Annotated in this window: 14 protein-coding genes; 12 read left to right on the top strand and 2 right to left on the bottom strand. The window is 57.0% G+C overall.

The genetic code is table 11. The features are described 5' to 3' along the window. Positions 1-152 precede the first annotated feature (152 nt). Positions 153-1,370: a pilus assembly protein TadG-related protein gene (locus IOB61_RS04300; RefSeq protein ID WP_290812727.1), complete on the bottom strand. Its 1,218-nt coding sequence runs from the start codon at positions 1,368-1,370 to the stop codon at positions 153-155. A 329-nt stretch (positions 1,371-1,699) separates the two neighbouring features. On the opposite strand from IOB61_RS04300, the gene IOB61_RS04295 reads away from it, so the two are divergent. The 11 genes from IOB61_RS04295 to murC all read left to right on the top strand — a co-directional run bounded on the left by IOB61_RS04295 (position 1,700) and on the right by murC (position 14,564). After that, a complete protein-coding gene (locus IOB61_RS04295; RefSeq protein ID WP_290812724.1) occupies positions 1,700-2,182 on the top strand; it encodes a hypothetical protein in 483 nt (160 codons plus the stop codon). Continuing rightward, on the top strand, positions 2,179-3,156 hold the full coding sequence (rsmH, locus tag IOB61_RS04290) for a 16S rRNA (cytosine(1402)-N(4))-methyltransferase RsmH (protein ID WP_290812721.1): 978 nt from the start codon (positions 2,179-2,181) through the stop codon (positions 3,154-3,156). Before IOB61_RS04295 ends, rsmH begins: the two co-directional genes overlap by 4 nt. Then, positions 3,153-3,587, top strand: coding sequence for a hypothetical protein (locus tag IOB61_RS04285; RefSeq protein WP_290812718.1), 435 nt, complete (start codon positions 3,153-3,155; stop codon positions 3,585-3,587). The genes rsmH and IOB61_RS04285 overlap by 4 nt, the downstream gene beginning before the upstream one ends. After that, entirely contained in the window at positions 3,584-5,326 is a 1,743-nt protein-coding gene (locus IOB61_RS04280; RefSeq protein WP_290812715.1) for a penicillin-binding protein 2, read from the top strand. Before IOB61_RS04285 ends, IOB61_RS04280 begins: the two co-directional genes overlap by 4 nt. Continuing rightward, positions 5,323-6,774, top strand: a complete 1,452-nt coding sequence (locus tag IOB61_RS04275; RefSeq protein ID WP_290812712.1) for a UDP-N-acetylmuramoyl-L-alanyl-D-glutamate--2,6-diaminopimelate ligase — start codon at positions 5,323-5,325, stop codon at positions 6,772-6,774. Before IOB61_RS04280 ends, IOB61_RS04275 begins: the two co-directional genes overlap by 4 nt. Further along, the gene (murF, locus tag IOB61_RS04270) at positions 6,767-8,170 is read left to right on the top strand and encodes a UDP-N-acetylmuramoyl-tripeptide--D-alanyl-D-alanine ligase (RefSeq protein ID WP_290812709.1); all 1,404 of its coding nucleotides are present in this window, start codon (positions 6,767-6,769) and stop codon (positions 8,168-8,170) included. Before IOB61_RS04275 ends, murF begins: the two co-directional genes overlap by 8 nt. After that, on the top strand, positions 8,170-9,255 hold the full coding sequence (gene mraY, locus IOB61_RS04265) for a phospho-N-acetylmuramoyl-pentapeptide-transferase (RefSeq protein WP_290812706.1): 1,086 nt from the start codon (positions 8,170-8,172) through the stop codon (positions 9,253-9,255). Before murF ends, mraY begins: the two co-directional genes overlap by 1 nt. A 19-nt stretch (positions 9,256-9,274) precedes the next feature. Continuing rightward, positions 9,275-10,714 carry a UDP-N-acetylmuramoyl-L-alanine--D-glutamate ligase gene (gene murD / locus IOB61_RS04260; protein WP_290812703.1) on the top strand — a complete coding sequence of 480 codons (1,440 nt, stop codon included), beginning with the start codon at positions 9,275-9,277 and terminating at the stop codon, positions 10,712-10,714. Between the two features lie 29 nt (positions 10,715-10,743). Beyond that, positions 10,744-11,913, top strand: a complete 1,170-nt coding sequence (locus IOB61_RS04255; protein ID WP_290812701.1) for an FtsW/RodA/SpoVE family cell cycle protein — start codon at positions 10,744-10,746, stop codon at positions 11,911-11,913. 112 nt (positions 11,914-12,025) lie between these two features. Then, a complete protein-coding gene (locus IOB61_RS04250) occupies positions 12,026-13,123 on the top strand; it encodes a glycosyltransferase (protein WP_290812698.1) in 1,098 nt (365 codons plus the stop codon). 40 nt (positions 13,124-13,163) lie between these two features. After that, positions 13,164-14,564: a UDP-N-acetylmuramate--L-alanine ligase gene (gene murC, locus IOB61_RS04245; RefSeq protein WP_290812695.1), complete on the top strand. Its 1,401-nt coding sequence runs from the start codon at positions 13,164-13,166 to the stop codon at positions 14,562-14,564. 22 nt (positions 14,565-14,586) lie between these two features. Here murC and IOB61_RS04240 read toward each other — a convergent pair whose 3' ends face one another. Then, positions 14,587-15,870 (bottom strand): hypothetical protein, encoded by a 1,284-nt coding sequence (locus IOB61_RS04240; protein ID WP_290812692.1) that lies wholly within the window; start codon positions 15,868-15,870, stop codon positions 14,587-14,589. A 70-nt stretch (positions 15,871-15,940) separates the two neighbouring features. Here IOB61_RS04240 and IOB61_RS04235 point away from each other — a divergent pair, with 70 nt between their 5' ends. After that, positions 15,941-16,612, top strand: a complete 672-nt coding sequence (locus tag IOB61_RS04235) for an MBL fold metallo-hydrolase (RefSeq protein WP_290812689.1) — start codon at positions 15,941-15,943, stop codon at positions 16,610-16,612. Positions 16,613-16,908 lie beyond the last annotated feature (296 nt).

Raw genomic sequence — 16,908 nt, 5'->3', positions numbered from 1 at the left:
GCGGCCACTTGAGAGCGGCGCTTCTAGGCGGCGGGCCAATCAATGTCAACAGCCTTGCTGAAATTGGTTTAAAAACAGAGTATTGGATATATGGTATTATGTTACCGTATGAATGGAGTGGCGTCTTTCGGCCCGCATTTGGCAATTTCACCTTATTGCCGCAACCGCAAGGGAATGTCATTGGCCCCGCCCACATTGCTGCCCACGCCCGTCGGTACAGGCACGGGGGAGCCTTCATAGTCAGAATTAATGACCAATTGGGCGGCATTATTGACGATGAGGCGATAAGCGACAATCACGCTCCATTGCGAGGCTTCCGCCACGGTTCCGGGCGAATTCACCAATAGATGTGAGTTGGGCAGATAAATTGTCCCCAAAAGCTCATCGACATTGGGCGAAAGAAAGCTGACCGAACTGGCGTTAGTACGGCTTGCCACAATGACAAATCCTGCCCACGGGCCCGTCTCGCGGCCTTTAAGGGAAGTTGAGGCTGGTGCGCGCACCGTCAATTCGCCCTCAATCAGCATCATGACCGCATTTTGCCCTTCAAGGCGCGAGTTTTCGCTGAAGATGCTTGGCAAACAAAAATAATGCTCGCCGGGCAGAAGCTTCATCGTCGAGGTGCCTCGCATGACAAATTGTGTGCGGTGCATACCAGGTGACAATGTCAGCGTGCCCTTTGTCCAAACATCTGTGCCGCCATGAGGAACTGAACTGCAAGCTTTGGGCGGGCTAATCGCGCGGTCCAAGAAGGGGTCAGGAATTTTCAGGGCACCGACATTTGGGGTAGGCGAGATCGTACCGCCTTGGCTTGATCCACTCGTCCGTACCGTCCCTGCCGTGACATTTGCACGATCCTTCAGGACGATGTCGCCATTGGCGTGTACTACGCAGCCTTTGGCCACCAAGCCGCTGGTGCCGTCGCCGGATATGGCATTTTCGCCGATCGCTTCATTTTGGCCGAGTATGCACAGGGGTTGGCGGACCATATTTTCTGCCACGGCGCGCACGCGGATCTTAAAGCCACCTTTGGGGACCAAATTTCCGAAAAACGATGGACGAACCGCAAAGCCATCAACGGCGAAGACGCCTTCTCTCTCCACGCGTGCGCTAAAGGCCACGCGGGCGCGTTGGGTGTAATTGCCGACTTGGGTCATAGCAAAATGCTCAGCAAAGTTTTTGGCGCTGCGCTGGCTTGAGCCCGAAACCATCAAATCGCGTGCACCTGCCAGTGCTGCCGCGTCGGCTGCCGATTGCATCAAGGCTCGCTCATTGGTCAAGGCTACCATTTCTACAGCCATGACCACCGCAATCGCACTCGGCAACACCAAGAGCCCTGTCATGATAGTCAGGTTGCCGCGTGACTGCACAGGACGGCCTGCCCTGATCGGACGCGAAAGGAACTTGTCCCGAAAACGCAAAACACTCACTCCCAACCGGGGTAAAGTTGTATCAGAGACAAATTGGCGAAACTTTAATTACTCTTCATGGGTTTTATCAAAACAATGGATCTACACTTTTAACTAACAAGTTTAGGGCATCTTTTTCTTGCCCAAAATTTTGCGGTGAAAGTGTAGTTTGGCCAGATTGGCGGTCCCCTCTGCGAGCCGCGCAGATTCAGTAGCGTTGAATCCACATAATCCCATTGAATGGGGCCAAATCCCATGTTATCCCATTTGCTGATTGCATTGGGGGCTCTATGCGTTTTGTTTCGACCTATGACGCGGGATTGGATGACAAGCGGCGGGTGACCCTGCCGGCTGACTTCCGCGCCGGGTTGAAAGCTGAAGGTGATGCGCAGGACCATGTGCGCGTATGGCCCGGTGATGGCGACTGGCTGGAAGGTGCCGATGACCGGTTTATAGCGGCGCTGTCGCAATCAGCTGAAGATTTGGCGCAAGATGATCCAGAAGCTGCTGAGGCTGCCACCTTGGCGATTTTGGGTGGCTCTCGGAAGTTGGCTTTGGATGGGGCTGGCCGGATCGTTCTGCCGGAAGCCTTTGTGTCTCATGCGGGCCTCGGTGAGCGCATTAGTTTCATCGGTCTTGGACCTTACTTCCGTATTGCAAGCCCTGAAGTAGCTGGGCGCATGGCGCAAGCTGCGCGGGATCGGACGGCGGCGACCAAAGCCAAGATTTTTGCCATGGCCCGGCGCAAGGTGCGGGAAGGGGATGGGCAATGAGCGGCCATCTCCCCGTCATGTTAGCTGAAGTGCTGGAAACCCTCGCCCCACAAGCGGGTCAGGTGATTGTGGATGGGACCTTTGGCGGTGGCGGATATACACGCGCCATTCTTGCAGCGGCTCCCTGTCAGGTCATTGGCCTTGATCGCGATCCCGACGCCGTGGTGCGAGGGAAAGCGCTTGAGCAGGAAATGCCCGGTCGCTTCACCATAATCGAGACGCAGTTTTCCAAACTGGACGAGCTGCAAGCCCCGATTGATGCAATTGTGCTGGATATTGGCGTCTCATCCTTTCAGATCGACCAGCCAGAGCGGGGCTTTTCCTTCATGCAGGATGGCCCACTCGACATGCGCATGGGCAAGGATGGCCCCAGTGCCGCCGATGTCGTCGCGCATTTGAGCGAGGCAGAGCTCAGCACCTTATTTCATGTCTATGGCGAAGAGCGTGAAGCGCGCCGAATTGCACGCGCCATTGTGACAGACCGGGTTGCCACGCCCTATCTGCGAACATCGGAACTGGCGGGCGTCGTCTCGCGCGTGATCGGTCGCAAGCACCAAGACCATATTCATCCCGCCACCCGCGTCTTCCAAGCGCTGCGCATCTATGTCAATGATGAGATTGGTGAGTTGGAAAGGGCTCTGGTTGCGGCAGAGGCAGTCCTGCCGCCCGGGGGTCGATTGGTGGTGGTAACCTTCCATTCACTAGAAGATCGCGCCGTCAAAACCTTTTTCAATGATCGCAGCAAGGAGGCAGCAGGCTCTCGCCATGCGCCAGCTCAAGCGGGTCCAGCGGCAAGTTTCACGCTGATTAATCGCAAGCCCTTAAGTGCAACTGAGGCGGAAGTGGCAAGCAACTCACGCGCGCGCTCTGCCAAATTGCGGGCGGCCATCCGGACAAGTGCGCCCGCACGGGCTGGGCGGGTTACCGGCCTTAGCGGTGTTCCAACCCTTGATCAGATTAAGAGGGCCGCATGACACTGACCCGAACCCATCTGTTTGGATTTGTCGGCCTCGTGGCTTTGGCCTTTGCCCTTTATTGGGCGAAAGCAGAGGCCCAAGCCGTGCGCGAAAAAGTTATCGCCCTGCAAGAAGAAGTCGATAATGAACGCCGCGCTGTGCGAACATTGGAAGCGGAGCTGACCTGGGTTGAGCGCCCAGATCGTTTGGAGGCTGCCGCTAAACGGCATCTAGGCCTTGTGCCGTTGACGGCAGATCGTATCGCAACCTTAAACGAGATGGATCAAATAGCGCCTTTGCGCACAGCCTCGCCAGCCCCAACCCCGGACTCTGGCGGAAAGCCAAATGCACCCGCCGCCGTCGTAGAAAAACCAGCAGACTCTGGCGCCGACGCGTCTAAGGCCCTTGCTGCAAAACCTGCCCCAGTTGCTACGGTGGTTGGCCGATGAGCGACCCGCGCCGCCCAGAGCCCAGCTTCGATTGGCCCCGCCCCGCCCCACGGGATCAAGGCGGCATCGGGACCATGCGCGGGCGGACCATCGCTTTGGCTGTAGCCTTTTGTGCAGGTTTTGGCTTGTTGAGCCTGCGGGCTGTCCAAATCGGTCTATTCCGCCCCGTCGATGAGGCTGCTACCGCTGCACGTGCCGCTGTCGCCCCGCCTTCAAAACGCGCCGATATTGTCGACAGAAATGGTCAATTGCTGGCAACTTCGCTGGTTGCCCATTCCCTTTATGCCGACCCTAAACGAGTTTGGGATCCAGTGGAGGCCGCGCGCGCCTTACGCAAAGTCTTCCCAGAAATGGATGAAGCGGAATTGGTTGAAAAGCTTTCCAGCCGCTCGCGCTTTGTCTGGATCAAGCGCCGTCTAACGCCCAAACAGAAGCAAGCCGTGTGGGAATTGGCTCAGCCTGGTTTGGAATTTATCGAAGAGTCCGAGCGCATTTATCCCATGGGCCATTTGGCAGGCCATGTGATTGGCTCCATGCACCCTGATGGTTCGGGGATTAATGGCATTGAACGAGCCCTCAATGACCGCCTTACTACCGGGGCGGGCACAGAACCGGTTCGTCTTTCGCTCGATATGCGCATTCAATACATTCTTGAGCGCGAATTGGGCGAGGCGGCTACCGCTTTCCGCGCCGATGGCGGGGCTGCGGTGATGTTGGATGCCAGAACAGGTGAGGTGATTGCCTCGGCCTCTTGGCCCTTCATGGACCCAAACCGGCCCGAGGCGAATACGCCCAATCAACAGAATAATCGGGTGACCAATTCGCGCTTTGAAATGGGCTCGACCTTTAAAGTCTTCACCGTCGCTATTGGCCTTGAAGACAATATTATTACGCCAGAATCGGTGTTTGACGCCCGCGCCCCAATGCGGATCGGCTCTGAAATGATTTCAGACTTTCACGCGATGAATAAGATTGTCTCTGTGTCTGAGATTTTGGCGCATTCTTCTAACATCGGAACGGTTCGCATCGCGCGCTCTGTTGGTGCACCGCGCGTGCGGGAGTTTTTCTCGCGTCTCGGGCTGATGGAAGCCGCGGGTGGCGAACTTTTTGAAAATGCGCGGCCGCTTTTACCGAAAAGGTGGAGTGAAATTACAGCCGCAACCGCTTCCTTCGGTCATGGCATTGCTGTTTCGCCGATGGCGGTGGCAGGCGGCTATGCGGCTGTCTCCAATGGCGGCCATTATATCCGCCCGACCTTTATTGCGCGCGACCCAGCCGTGCCGGTTTCCAGTCGCGCGGTGCTCACGCCTGCCACGTCTAAGACCGTCGTGAAACTGATGCGGGAAGTGGTGACCAATGGCACAGGCAAGAATGCCGATGCCCTAGGTTATGAGGTTGCCGGCAAAACCGGGACGGCAGAGAAAGCAGGGCCGAACGGCTATGACTCAAACCGTCGGGTGTCGAGCTTTGCGGGTGTCTTCCCGGCCTCAGACCCGCGTTACGCCATTGTTTTCTTATTGGATGAGCCAAAGGGCAATGCGCAATCTGGCGGTGTTGCCACAGCGGCTTATGCGGCTGCACCCTCTGTCTCGCGAATTGTTGCACGCTCTGCACCGCTTCTGGGGATTGCGCCAACGCGCGCGTTAGCTCAGATGGAGCCGCCGCGCGCGCCGACCCAAGTGTCAGCGCCACCACCAAAGACCAATCCGTCGCAGAAAGCGACGCAGGGGGAGCCATGAAACTCGCCGATCTCCTCGACCTTGAGTCGGGACATCCAGCTGCAAACCTCACCATTACTGGCCTTTCATCCGACAGTCGCAAGACCAAGCCAGGGGACTTATTCGCCGCCCTAACCGGTATCCAAAGCGATGGCCGCGCCTTCGTGTCTCAAGCGGTTGCCGCGGGTGCTGTTGCCATTCTGGCAGAGCCTGGATTGGCCGAGTGTGGCGTGCCTGTGATTGAAGTGCCCCACGCGCGGGCTGCCCTTTCCACGGTGGCCTCGCGCTTTTATCCCCGCCAGCCAGGCTGTGTGGTTGCGATTACGGGCACCAATGGCAAGAGCTCAACGGTTGATTTCTTGCGTCAGATTTGGACCCATGCGGGCCGGGCAGCAGCCAGTGTCGGCACTTTAGGCGCCATTGGTCCAAAGGGCCGGATTGATTTGGGCTTTACAACCCCCGACCCGATCGCCCTGCATGCCACGCTTCAAAGCCTAGCAGATGATGGCATCACCCATATTGCGATGGAAAGTTCCTCGCATGCCTTGGACCAGCGCCGCATGCATGGTGTGCGCTTGGCGGCAGCCGGTTTTTCCAATTTGACCCAAGACCATCTGGACTATCACGGCACCATGGCGGAGTATCGCCAAGCAAAGCTGCGGCTGTTCAACGATCTGTTGAGCGCAGGCCAGCCCGCCATTGTCAATGCCGATGCAGCTGAAGCACCAGCCTTTGAAGAGGCCGCGAAAGCCAAATCCTTGGATCTGAAGCTCGTCGGGTGGCGCGGAGATTTCCTCAAGATTGAAGAGCTTTGGCCCAAGCCTGCCAGCCAACGCGTAGATTTGCGCTTTGCAAACAAGACCTATCCTGTCGAAATTCCGCTGATTGGCGAGTTTCAGGCGCTGAATGCCGTCATGGCAGCGGGCTTTGCTCTATCCCTGGGCGAAGATCCGACGAAAGTGTTTGAGGGTCTAGCTGGCCTTAAAACGGTCAAAGGTCGGATGGAGCATATTGGCAGTACCGAAGACGGGGCCCATGTGTTTGTCGATTACGCCCATACGCCAGACGGCCTCGATGTCCTGTTGCGCGCCGCCCGTCCGCATGCGCCAGGTCGCGTTGTGCTGGTTTTTGGCTGCGGCGGGGATCGCGATAAGGGCAAGCGGCCATTGATGGGCGGCTTAGCGGCCAAATTCGCCGACGTCGTGATCGTCACAGACGATAATCCCCGTACTGAAGATGCGGCTCAAATCCGCAAAGAAGTCATGGTCGGTTGCCCCGATGCGCTGGAGATTGGTGACCGGGGCGAGGCGATTGCCCATGCCGTCGGCCTGCTCAAGAAAGGCGATTGTTTGTTGATCGCCGGCAAAGGTCATGAAACCGGGCAATTGGTCATGGGCCAAGTTCTGCCATTCTCAGATCAAGAAGCTGCCGCCTCGGCACTTTTGGCGCGGGGAGGTACTCTTGACTGATCCCCTCTGGACTTCGGCGGCTGCCGCCTTGGCGGTATCGGGTAAGGCGCAAGGCCAATGGGCCGTCAATGGCATTTCGATTGATAGCCGTGCGGTAGAGCCGGGCGATTTGTTTGTGGCCCTCAAAGCCGAACGCGATGGCCATAGCTTTGTGCGCAATGCGCTGGCAGCTGGTGCTGCTGCTGCCATGGTCGTTGATCCGACTTGTGCGGATGCCGGTGCGCCCTTGTTGATAGTGCCCGACACGCTGTTGGCGCTTGAGAACCTTGGCACCCAAGCCCGCCGCCGTAATGTGATTGCAACCCGCGTCGCCATCACCGGTTCCGTTGGTAAAACGACGGTCAAGGAAATGACGGCGATGGCATTGTCGGCTACCGCTAAAACCCACCGATCGGTTAAATCCTACAATAACCACTGGGGCGTGCCCTTGACTTTGGCCCGGATGCCGGGGGACGCCCGCTTTGGCGTGTTTGAGATCGGCATGAACCATGGCGGGGAAATCTCGCGCCTGTCGCCACAAGTCAGACCCCATATTGCTGCCATCACCATGGTCGCACCCGTGCATATCGAGCATTTTGCCGATGAGACCGGCATTGCCGATGCCAAAGCAGAAATCTTCTTAGGCCTTGATGCGGGTGGGACAGCCCTGATCCCCGGCGAGAATCGCCACGCCGCCCGGCTGGCCGCCCGTGCGCGCGACCGCGATGGTATCTCCATTTTGACGTTTGGCATGCAGGCCGGCTTTGATGCCCATATTGTATCGATTGACGAGATGGAGCAGGGCCGCCGCGTGACCGCAGACATCTTGGGGCAGCAATTGAGCTGGATCATTCAAGAGCCGGGTGCGCATTGGGTGCATAATGGCTTGTGTGCTTTGACATTGGCGGTGCTAGCCGGTGGCGACGGGCAAGCCGCAGCGGCGGCCCTGTCGCAATTTGGCGCGATTGATGGTCGCGGCGTGTCTCGGCCAATCCAGCTCGCTTCGGGCGGCTTCTTCGTGCTGGTGGATGAAGCCTATAATGCCAATCCTGCTTCGATGGCTGAAGCCATTTCTACGCTTTCTAGCCGCGCCGGCCTGCGCCGGATTGCAGCTTTGGGCGACATGTTGGAATTGGGCGTTCGCGAAAACGCCTATCATGCCGAGATTGCTGAAGACGTTATCCGCGCTGGAATTGACCTCGTCTTTTGCGCGGGTCCGCGCATGAGGCACTTATGGGATGCCCTGCCAGAAGCACAGCGCGGGGCCTATGCCGCCACCGCTGCAGAGCTTGCCCCTGTGCTCGCCCAAGCGGTCCAAGCGGGGGATGTTGTGATGGTCAAAGGATCAAATGGGTCGAAGATGGCCGAAGTTGTGCGTGCGCTGCAAGCACTTGAAGCCCCCGCTGGAGAGAGCTGATGCTGTACGAATTGCTGCACCCCCACTTTAACATCTTCACCTATCTAACTTTCCGTACGGCAGGTGCTGTGGTGACGGCGGCCCTCATCATGTTTGTGTTTGGCAAGCCGATGATTGGCTGGTTGCGGGTTAAGCAGGGCAAGGGCCAGCCGATCCGGACCGAAGGGCCTGAGACGCACTTTAAGAAAGCCGGAACCCCAACTATGGGTGGGGCGATGATCTTGCTCTCCATTTTTGTTGGAGCGCTTCTGTGGGCTGACCTAAAGAACCCCTATGTCTGGATCGTTTTAGGCGTCACTGGCGGCTATGGATTTATAGGCTTTTTGGATGATTATGCCAAAGTCGCCAAGCAAAAAACCGATGGTGTTTCCTCGCTGTTCCGATTGGCGGGGGAGTTTGTGATCGCCTTCATTGCGGTCTATTTTGTCGCCCAGCTGCAAAACGCCGGAGATAATGCGCCCCCGGGCTTTGGGACCTCGATTGCCTTTCCCTTCTTCAAGGATTTGCTCTTGAACTTGGGCTGGTTCACGCTGATTTTTGGCATGATTGTAGTGGTTGGTTTCGGCAATGCCGTTAACATGACCGACGGCCTTGATGGCTTAGCCATTATGCCTGTCATGATTGCCTCGGCTACCTTTGGACTCATCGTTTACCTCGTCGGCAATTTTGTCTTCGCGGACTATCTCCAGCTTCATTTTGTCCAAGGTGTGGGCGAGATTGCCATTATCCTTGGTGCGGTCTTGGGCGCGGGCCTAGGCTTTCTGTGGTGGAATGCGCCGCCTGCCCAAATCTTTATGGGCGACACGGGTTCATTGGCGCTTGGCGGCCTATTGGGCATCACCGCGGTTGCGACTAAGCATGAGTTTGTCCTCGCCATTGTTGGCGGCCTGTTCGTCTTAGAATTGGTCTCAGTCATCGTACAAGTCACCAGCTTTAAGCTAACCGGCAAACGGGTCTTCCGTATGGCGCCCATCCACCACCATTTTGAGAAATTGGGTTGGAGTGAGCCTACTGTGGTGATCCGGTTCTGGATCATCGCCACCATCTTGGCCTTGATCGGTCTGACCACATTGAAGCTGCGTTAGAACTTAAGGACCGAAGCCCATGTTCCCTGTCACCACGTTCAAAGGCCAAAAAGTTGCCGTCTTCGGCTTGGCTCGCACAGGGATTGCGGCAGCCTTGGCTTTGAAGGCTGGTGGCGCGCAGGTTTTGGCTTGGGACGATGGCGAGGCGGGCCGGGCAGCAGCTAGTGCGCAAGGCTTGATACCCATTGATCTGTCAACCACGGATTTTGCCGATATAGCCGCGCTGGTCATGAGCCCAGGTGTGCCGATTTATGGCCCAAAGCAGCATTGGACCGTAACCAAAGCCAATGAAGCCAAAGTGCCTGTGATTGGGGACGTGGAACTTTTTGCGCGTGAGCTTAATGCTATTCCTGAAAGCCAACGCCCGATGGTTGTCGCCATAACAGGCACGAATGGCAAATCTACCACCACGGCTTTGATCGCCCATATCTTGTCATCCAATGGCAAAGATGTCCGGATGGGCGGCAATATTGGTACCGGCGTGCTCGCGCTAGATCCACCTCGCCCAGAAGCCATTTATGTGCTGGAGCTTTCCTCTTATCAGCTTGATCTGGTCGAAAGCCTGCGTGCCAAGGCAGCCGTCCACCTCAATCTGACGCCCGACCATCTTGAGCGCCATGGCACGATGGAACGCTATGCCGCCGCCAAACGGCGCATTTTCAACAATCAGGTGGCAAGCGATTGGGCGATTGTTGGCGTCGATGATGATTGGGGCATGGCTTTGTGCACGCGTATGAACGCGGGTGCCCAACGCGTTGTCGTGCCGGTTTCTGCCTGCCAAGCCCTCGGCAAAGGCGTTTGCGCTTTGGGTTCGATGCTGTGGGATAACTTGGATGGTCGCAGCCAAATGGTGGTCGACCTCGCTCATGCCCATGCGCTTCCCGGTTCTCATAATGCTCAAAATGCCGCAGCAGCCTATGCCGCAGCGCGCGCCTTGGGCCTCAGCGCGCAAGCGATCACCAAGGCACTGATCAGCTTTCCGGGCCTTGAACACCGCCTGCAGGAAATTGGTCAAATCGGCCCGATCCGCTTTTATAATGACTCTAAAGCCACCAATGCGGATGCCGCCGCACAGGCCTTAGCTGCCTTTCCTAAGCTGCGCTGGATCGTCGGCGGACAAGCCAAGGTGGGTGGGATCGACAGTCTTGCCTCTTTGTTTGACCATGTCACCAAGGCTTATCTGATTGGCGAGGCTAGTGAGGCCTTTGCCAAGACGTTGGAAGGCCATATCGAGTTTGAGCGATGCGGCACAATCGAAGTAGCAACCGCGCGTGCTTATGCCGATGCGCAAGAGACGATGAGTGAAGAAATCATCGTGCTGTCACCGGCCTGCGCCAGTTTCGATCAATTTCCAGATTTTGAAGCACGTGGGCGGCATTTTACAGCCTGTGTGAAAGGACTCATTAACCCTGATGATGGCCTATCGGCGCAAGCGCTGCCTGCCGCTGAAACGGCTTAGCGCGACCACGTCCTTTTTGGAGCCACCCAATGGCGATGCTCGCTTCTGTCAGACTGCCACGCGCTGAATTTTCCTTTATCTCGGACTGGTGGCGCACCATTGATCGCCCGGTTGTCTTGATCGCGGCCGTGTTGATGACGATGGGGCTGGTGTTTAGTTTTGCCTCCTCCGGCGCTGCAACCGGTCGGCTTGGCTTCAATAATGAGTATTTCTTTGTGTTGCGCCAAGCCATGTTTGTGACCATTGGCGCATGCGTTGTGGTGGCTTTGTCTTTCTTAAGTCCCACCGGCGCGCGACGGGCTGCTGGGCTCTTCTATCTGCTGGCCATTGCCTTGATGATTTATATTCTGATGTTTGGGCATGAGGCCAAAGGGGCGCAACGTTGGCTGCGCATTGGCGGCTTCTCGTTCCAGCCTTCAGAGATCCTCAAACCGTCCTTGATTGTCTTGGCAGCGTGGTTGTTCTCCAAGCGGATGGAGAACCCTTCCTTCCCCGCAGCGCGCATTGGCATGGCGCTCTATGTGCTGCCGGTGGCGCTGTTGATTGCCCAGCCCGACATTGGCCAGACTGGTCTTTTGACCATGGCTTTTCTGACAGTATTTTTGATCTCTGGCATGTCGTGGGTTTGGATTGCCGCTTTTGCCAGTGCAGCAGTGGTTGGCGGCGGGGTTTTATACTTTGCCTTTGAACATGTGCAAAAGCGCGTTCAGGGCTTTTTGAACCCGGAAGCGGGCGAAACCTATCAAACTGACCGCGCCCTTGATGCCATTGCTGCCGGCGACTTTTTGGGGCGAGGGCCTGGTGAAGGCGAAATCAAACACTTCCTGCCTGACGCCCATACCGACTTTATCTATTCGGTCGCGGCTGAAGAGTTTGGGCTGATCGCCAGTGTGGGTCTTGTGGTTCTGTTCTGCTCACTGGTGGTCCGCGGCCTTCTGATTGCCAATCGCCAAAGCGAGAATTTCCCACAATTGGCCGCAACAGGCCTGTTCGCCTTGATCGGCTATCAGGCTGCGATCAATCTGGCGGTGAACCTCAATCTGATGCCGGCCAAGGGCATGACTTTGCCCTTCATTTCCTATGGCGGCTCGTCCATTCTGGGCTCTGCCGTTACCATTGGTCTGGCGCTCGCCTTGACCCGCAAGCGACCCGGACAAGATTTGCGCAATGGCAAGGCAACGGGTTGGGTCGGCTGGTAGGCACGCAGGACCCACCTTATTCAGCAGTCACTCACCGCCCAAATCGCTTCAATCTGTACTCAAAGCGCCCTAAAGAACGGGCTAATTACCTTTCCAAGGATTGAGTACACGCATGGGTCCTCTAATTATTATTGCTGCCGGTGGCACGGGCGGTCATATGTTTCCTGCCCGCGCTTTTGCTGATGCAATTGTCGCCCGAGGTGGCCGCGTCGCTTTGGTGACCGACCCACGGGGCAAGCGCTATACCGAAGGCTTTCCCGCCGAAGAAGTTTTGATCTTGCCGGTGACCAATGCCGATGAAGGCGGGATTAAGGGCAAGATTGATGCAGGCTTTGCCGTGATGAAAAGCCTCAACCTTGTTGGCCCCTTTATCAAGAGTCACGACCCCTCCGCCATTGTGGGTTTTGGCGGCTATCCAACCTTTCCAGTCCTGTTTTCCAGCGGCAAAGTGCCTGTTATCGTGCATGAGCAAAATGCCGTCCTAGGCCGCGTCAATCGATTGTTCCAAGGCAAGGCTGTCTCGATTGCTTCTGGCTTTGCCCAATTGGACGGGTTGGAGCATCCCGACAAACACGCCGTTGTGGGTAATCCCGTGCGCCAGCCGATCGTCGATGCGCGTCTGGACGGCTATCCCGATCTCTCCAGCGGCAATTTGCGCATTCTGGTGACGGGCGGCAGCCAAGGCGCGCGCGTTTTGGGCAGCATTGTGCCGCAAGCCATTGCGTCCTTGCCAGAGCATTTGCGCGCCCGCTTGTTCGTCTCCCACCAAGTACGTGAAGAGCAATGCGACTTTGCCCGCGACACCTATACCGAGGCTGGCGTTCAGTGTGAGGTTTGGCCCTTCTTCAAAGATATGGCTGACCGTCTGGCCAAATGTCATTTGGTGATCGGCCGGGCAGGGGCCTCAACCATTTCAGAGACGGCGGTCGTCGGTCGACCTGCCATTTTGGTCCCGCTGCCCGGGGCAACCAATGACCATCAGACCTACAATGCCGAAGCCTTGGCGAGTGTGGGTGCAGCCGATGTCATCAAGGAGTCGGAATTCACCGTCGATGCCTTGGCCCAATTGCTCGAAAACCGCCTGACCGCTCCTGATGAGTTGCAAAAGCGCGCCAAAGCCGCCCGAGGCGTCGGCAAACCCGATGCGGCAGAAGCCTTGGCCGATCTGGTCTATCGTGCGATCACAATGGTGCCTGAAAAAGCTGCCTAACCCCAAGTACCCCCTCTGATTTGACTGAAAGTCCTAAGCCATGCGAACCAATTCCATCCCTCTTGATATCGGCGCCATTCATATTGTCGGCATTGGCGGGATTGGGATGAGTGGGATTGCTGAAGTGCTTGCCCATTGGGGCCATAAGGTTCAGGGCTCGGACGCTAAGGACAGCGCCAATCTCGACCGCTTGCGCAAGGCAGGTATCAAAGTCTTTGTCGGCCATGAAGGGGCGCATGTGGCCGAGGCCGGGATTGTGCTGATCTCTTCAGCGGTAAAGCCTGATAATGTGGAAGTTGTGGCTGCCCGCGATCTCGGCATCCCCGTGGTGCGCCGCGCAGAGATGCTTGCTGAACTTATGCGCTTGGGCTGGACGATTGCGGTTGGCGGTACCCACGGCAAGACCACCACAACCAGCATGGTCGCCACCCTTCTCGATGCGGCAGATAAGGACCCCACCGTGATTAATGGCGGCATCATCAATGCCTATGGCACCAATGCGCGCGTGGGCTCGGGCGATTGGATGGTGGTTGAAGCCGATGAGAGCGACGGCACCTTCACCAAATTGCGCCCCACCATCGCCATTGTCACCAATATGGACCCCGAGCATCTGGACTTTTATGGCACGGCCGAGGCGATGGAGGCAGCCTTTGAGACCTTTGTGGCGTCTGTGCCATTTTATGGTTTTGCCGTCATGTGTATCGACCATCCAGGCGTGCAAGGCCTTGTGGCGCGGGCCACCGATCGGCGCGTCGTGACCTATGGCTTTAACCCGCAGGCCGATGTGCGGGCTCTGAACTTAGAAGCCGACCCAGACGGCTCCCGCTTTAGTGTCGCTTTTGCCGCCAAGCGCGGCAGCCCAGCCCACCAGATCGATGGCCTACACTTGCCGATGCCCGGCCTCCACAATGTCACCAATGCTTTGGCCGCGATCAGTGTGGCGCGGGAATTGGGCGCAAGCGATGCCCAGATCGCCAAAGGCTTGCATCAATTTGAAGGCGTCAAGCGCCGCTTCACCAAAGTGGGTGAGTGGCAGGGTGTGCGCATTATCGATGATTATGGCCACCATCCGGTCGAGATTGCGGCCGTCCTCAAAGCCGCCCGCCAAGTCACGACTGGCAAAGTTGTCGCCGTGGTCCAGCCGCACCGCTTTAGCCGTTTGCAAGCCTTGTTTGAAGATTTTGCCCGCTGTTTCAACGATGCTGACGTTGTTGCCATCGCCGACGTCTATACCGCGGGCGAGGCCCCGATTGAGGGGGTGGATGCTGATGCCTTGGTGCGCGCCACCCGCGATCATGGCCATAAGCGCGCCTTGAAACTCGCTTCCCCCGACGATCTTCCCGCCCTCCTTAAGGCCGAATGCAGCGCTGGCGACATCTTCGTCTGCCTCGGCGCGGGCGACATCACCGCTTGGGCCAATGGCCTGCAGGCGAAGTTGTGAGGCGTGGGCTGGCTTCAGCGCGTTAGGATGGCTTCTTTGTGCTGCAGTTTGGCGGTGGACCTGTAACCCTTGGGATTGCAGGGCCATCGTAGGCAAGACTCAAGGCAATCTTAAACTTGCCAGACAGCGGTTGCCCATTCCATGTCATTTTTTTGTACGATTCCGCATAGGGTGCAGGATTATCCGGCGCGCTAAAGCGAAGCCTAAAACTTTGACAACCGGACGGAACCAGGATCAAGCCTTCGACCAATAGATTTTGGGGTTGTCCAGCACCATCTAACACATTGACAAAGATAGGTATATTCGACCATATTTGGAACCTCCAGATTTGGTTGCGGTCCTTGGGCACGGGCGGTAAGTCGGCAATAAGGGCCTTGTCGGCCGGTAAATTGATTTCATAAGCCCCGCCATCGATCGCAAGTAGGCCAATCGATTTCTCTCGTGTTGGTCGGCTATCTTTGATTTTCCCCTCGTCACCATAATCCCAGTCGCCGAACAAAAGACGATATCGGGGTTCGAACATATGGCGCGCGGCTACATTCACGCAGTTGCGCCGCGCCGGGTAAAAGCCCATCTGCATCGCAAGATTTCTGTTCCAGTCGAGATAGAGTGGACTCGTGGAGAATAAGGTTACATAGGCCAAGGGAAGACCATTGGGCGAAACGACATGATAGCCGCGAATGATCGCTGACTCCCCCCTGTCGATGGCCTTTTGGGGGAATGAACTTTCGATTTTGACAGGAATAGCGACTTTCGGGTCTGCCTCCTTTATGGAGCAAGAAACGGTCGCTGGAACACTGGCAGCATGAAGCTGGGTTAGCTCTTCATATCTTGCGAGCGCGACGTCTTCCCCGGGCCTCTTAAAATTGTTCGGTGTTTGAATGCTTAAATATTCAAGATAGCCTGCTTCAGTATCGCTCGCCCTCACGCGGTTCCACGCCTCCTCCCATACTTTTTGCGATGGCCTTGGCCACTGACTTCTAGGGCTTAGTCGCGGCAGGAGGTCTGTTAGAAGCGGTGGCCGCACTCGTTCTTGTGCGACGACACGGAATATGCCGTTTGGAAATCTATTCAGATAGGCTTGGTAGGAGTCACGCGTGCCCACTTGGTCTGCGACTTGAAAAGCATCAATATCAGCGGAATCTAAGGATTGGGCTTGGCCCTGTGTTGTGGTCAAGGCGAGGAGCAGAAGTGCTAATCCAGCTTTGGCAAACCACGTGTGGATCACAGCCAGTCCTCCCCCATTTTGACTTCCGATAAGCCCATGCAGAGGCATTATCCTAAGGCATGAATCATCTCTGCTCAACTCCCGATTTCCACGCTGATATCGCCCTTCCTGCTTGCCACCCGCCCTCGCTTCTTTCATAAACCCCACCATGCCCAATCCATCTGACCTGCAAGCCTCCATCATCCCTGTCACGCCGTTTCAGCAGAACACAACGCTTCTGTGGTCGCAGGCCACGAAAGAGGCGGTGTTTGTCGATCCAGGTGGCGAGGTGCCGCGCTTGTTGGGGGCGGTGAAGCATTTGGGGGTAAAGGTGGTCGCGATCTGGTTGACCCATGGCCATTTAGACCATGCCGGTGGTGCGCAGGAATTGTCGCGCACCTTGGGCGTCGACATCATTGGCCCGCATGAGGACGACCAATGGCTCTTGGATGATATCGTGGCGCAATGGGCCAAATATGGGCAGACCTCTGGCTATGAGAATTGCGTCCCGACCCGCTATTTGAAAGATGGCGACAAGCTAGAGCTTGCGGGGCATCAATTTGATGTCGTCCATTGCCCCGGCCACACGCCCGGCCATGTCGCGATCATCAATAAGGACGCCAAGCTCGCCTTTGTCGGCGACCTGCTGTTCAAGGGCTCCATCGGCCGCACCGACTTCCCAAGAGGCAATTTCGACGATCTGGTTGCCTCCATCACCGGCAAACTCTGGCCTTTTGGCGATGATGTCCATTTCGTGCCGGGCCATGGCGAGATCAGCAATTTCGGCTGGGAACGCAAAACCAACCCCTATGTGAGCGACTTGGCCCTCGGGCGCGGGTAGGGGCACCAAAACGCTTCTAGATAAAAACTCTCCCCACCCCCACGATGTCATCCCCGCCGGAACGCAGTGGAGAGCGGGGACCCCATGGGACTTTGCGGCAGGAGGTCCCGGATCGGCTGCGCCGTCCGGGATGACATCGTTTCTTTGAATGACACCCAACACCTATAGCCCCGCGAGGAAAGACCTCCGGGGGTTCGGCTTTTGCCCTTGGGATAAGGGCAGGAGGGCCGGGGCGCTAAGAGCGCGTCAATGAAGTGGGCCAGATTAACGGACTGGCCCGAATACGACGCGAACCG

This window comes from Aquidulcibacter sp. (assembly GCF_020253525.1).
Taxonomy (GTDB): Bacteria; Pseudomonadota; Alphaproteobacteria; order Caulobacterales; family Aquidulcibacteraceae; genus Aquidulcibacter.
Note: the sequence above shows the minus strand (reverse complement) of the source record. Positions and strands in the feature narration are given on the sequence as shown.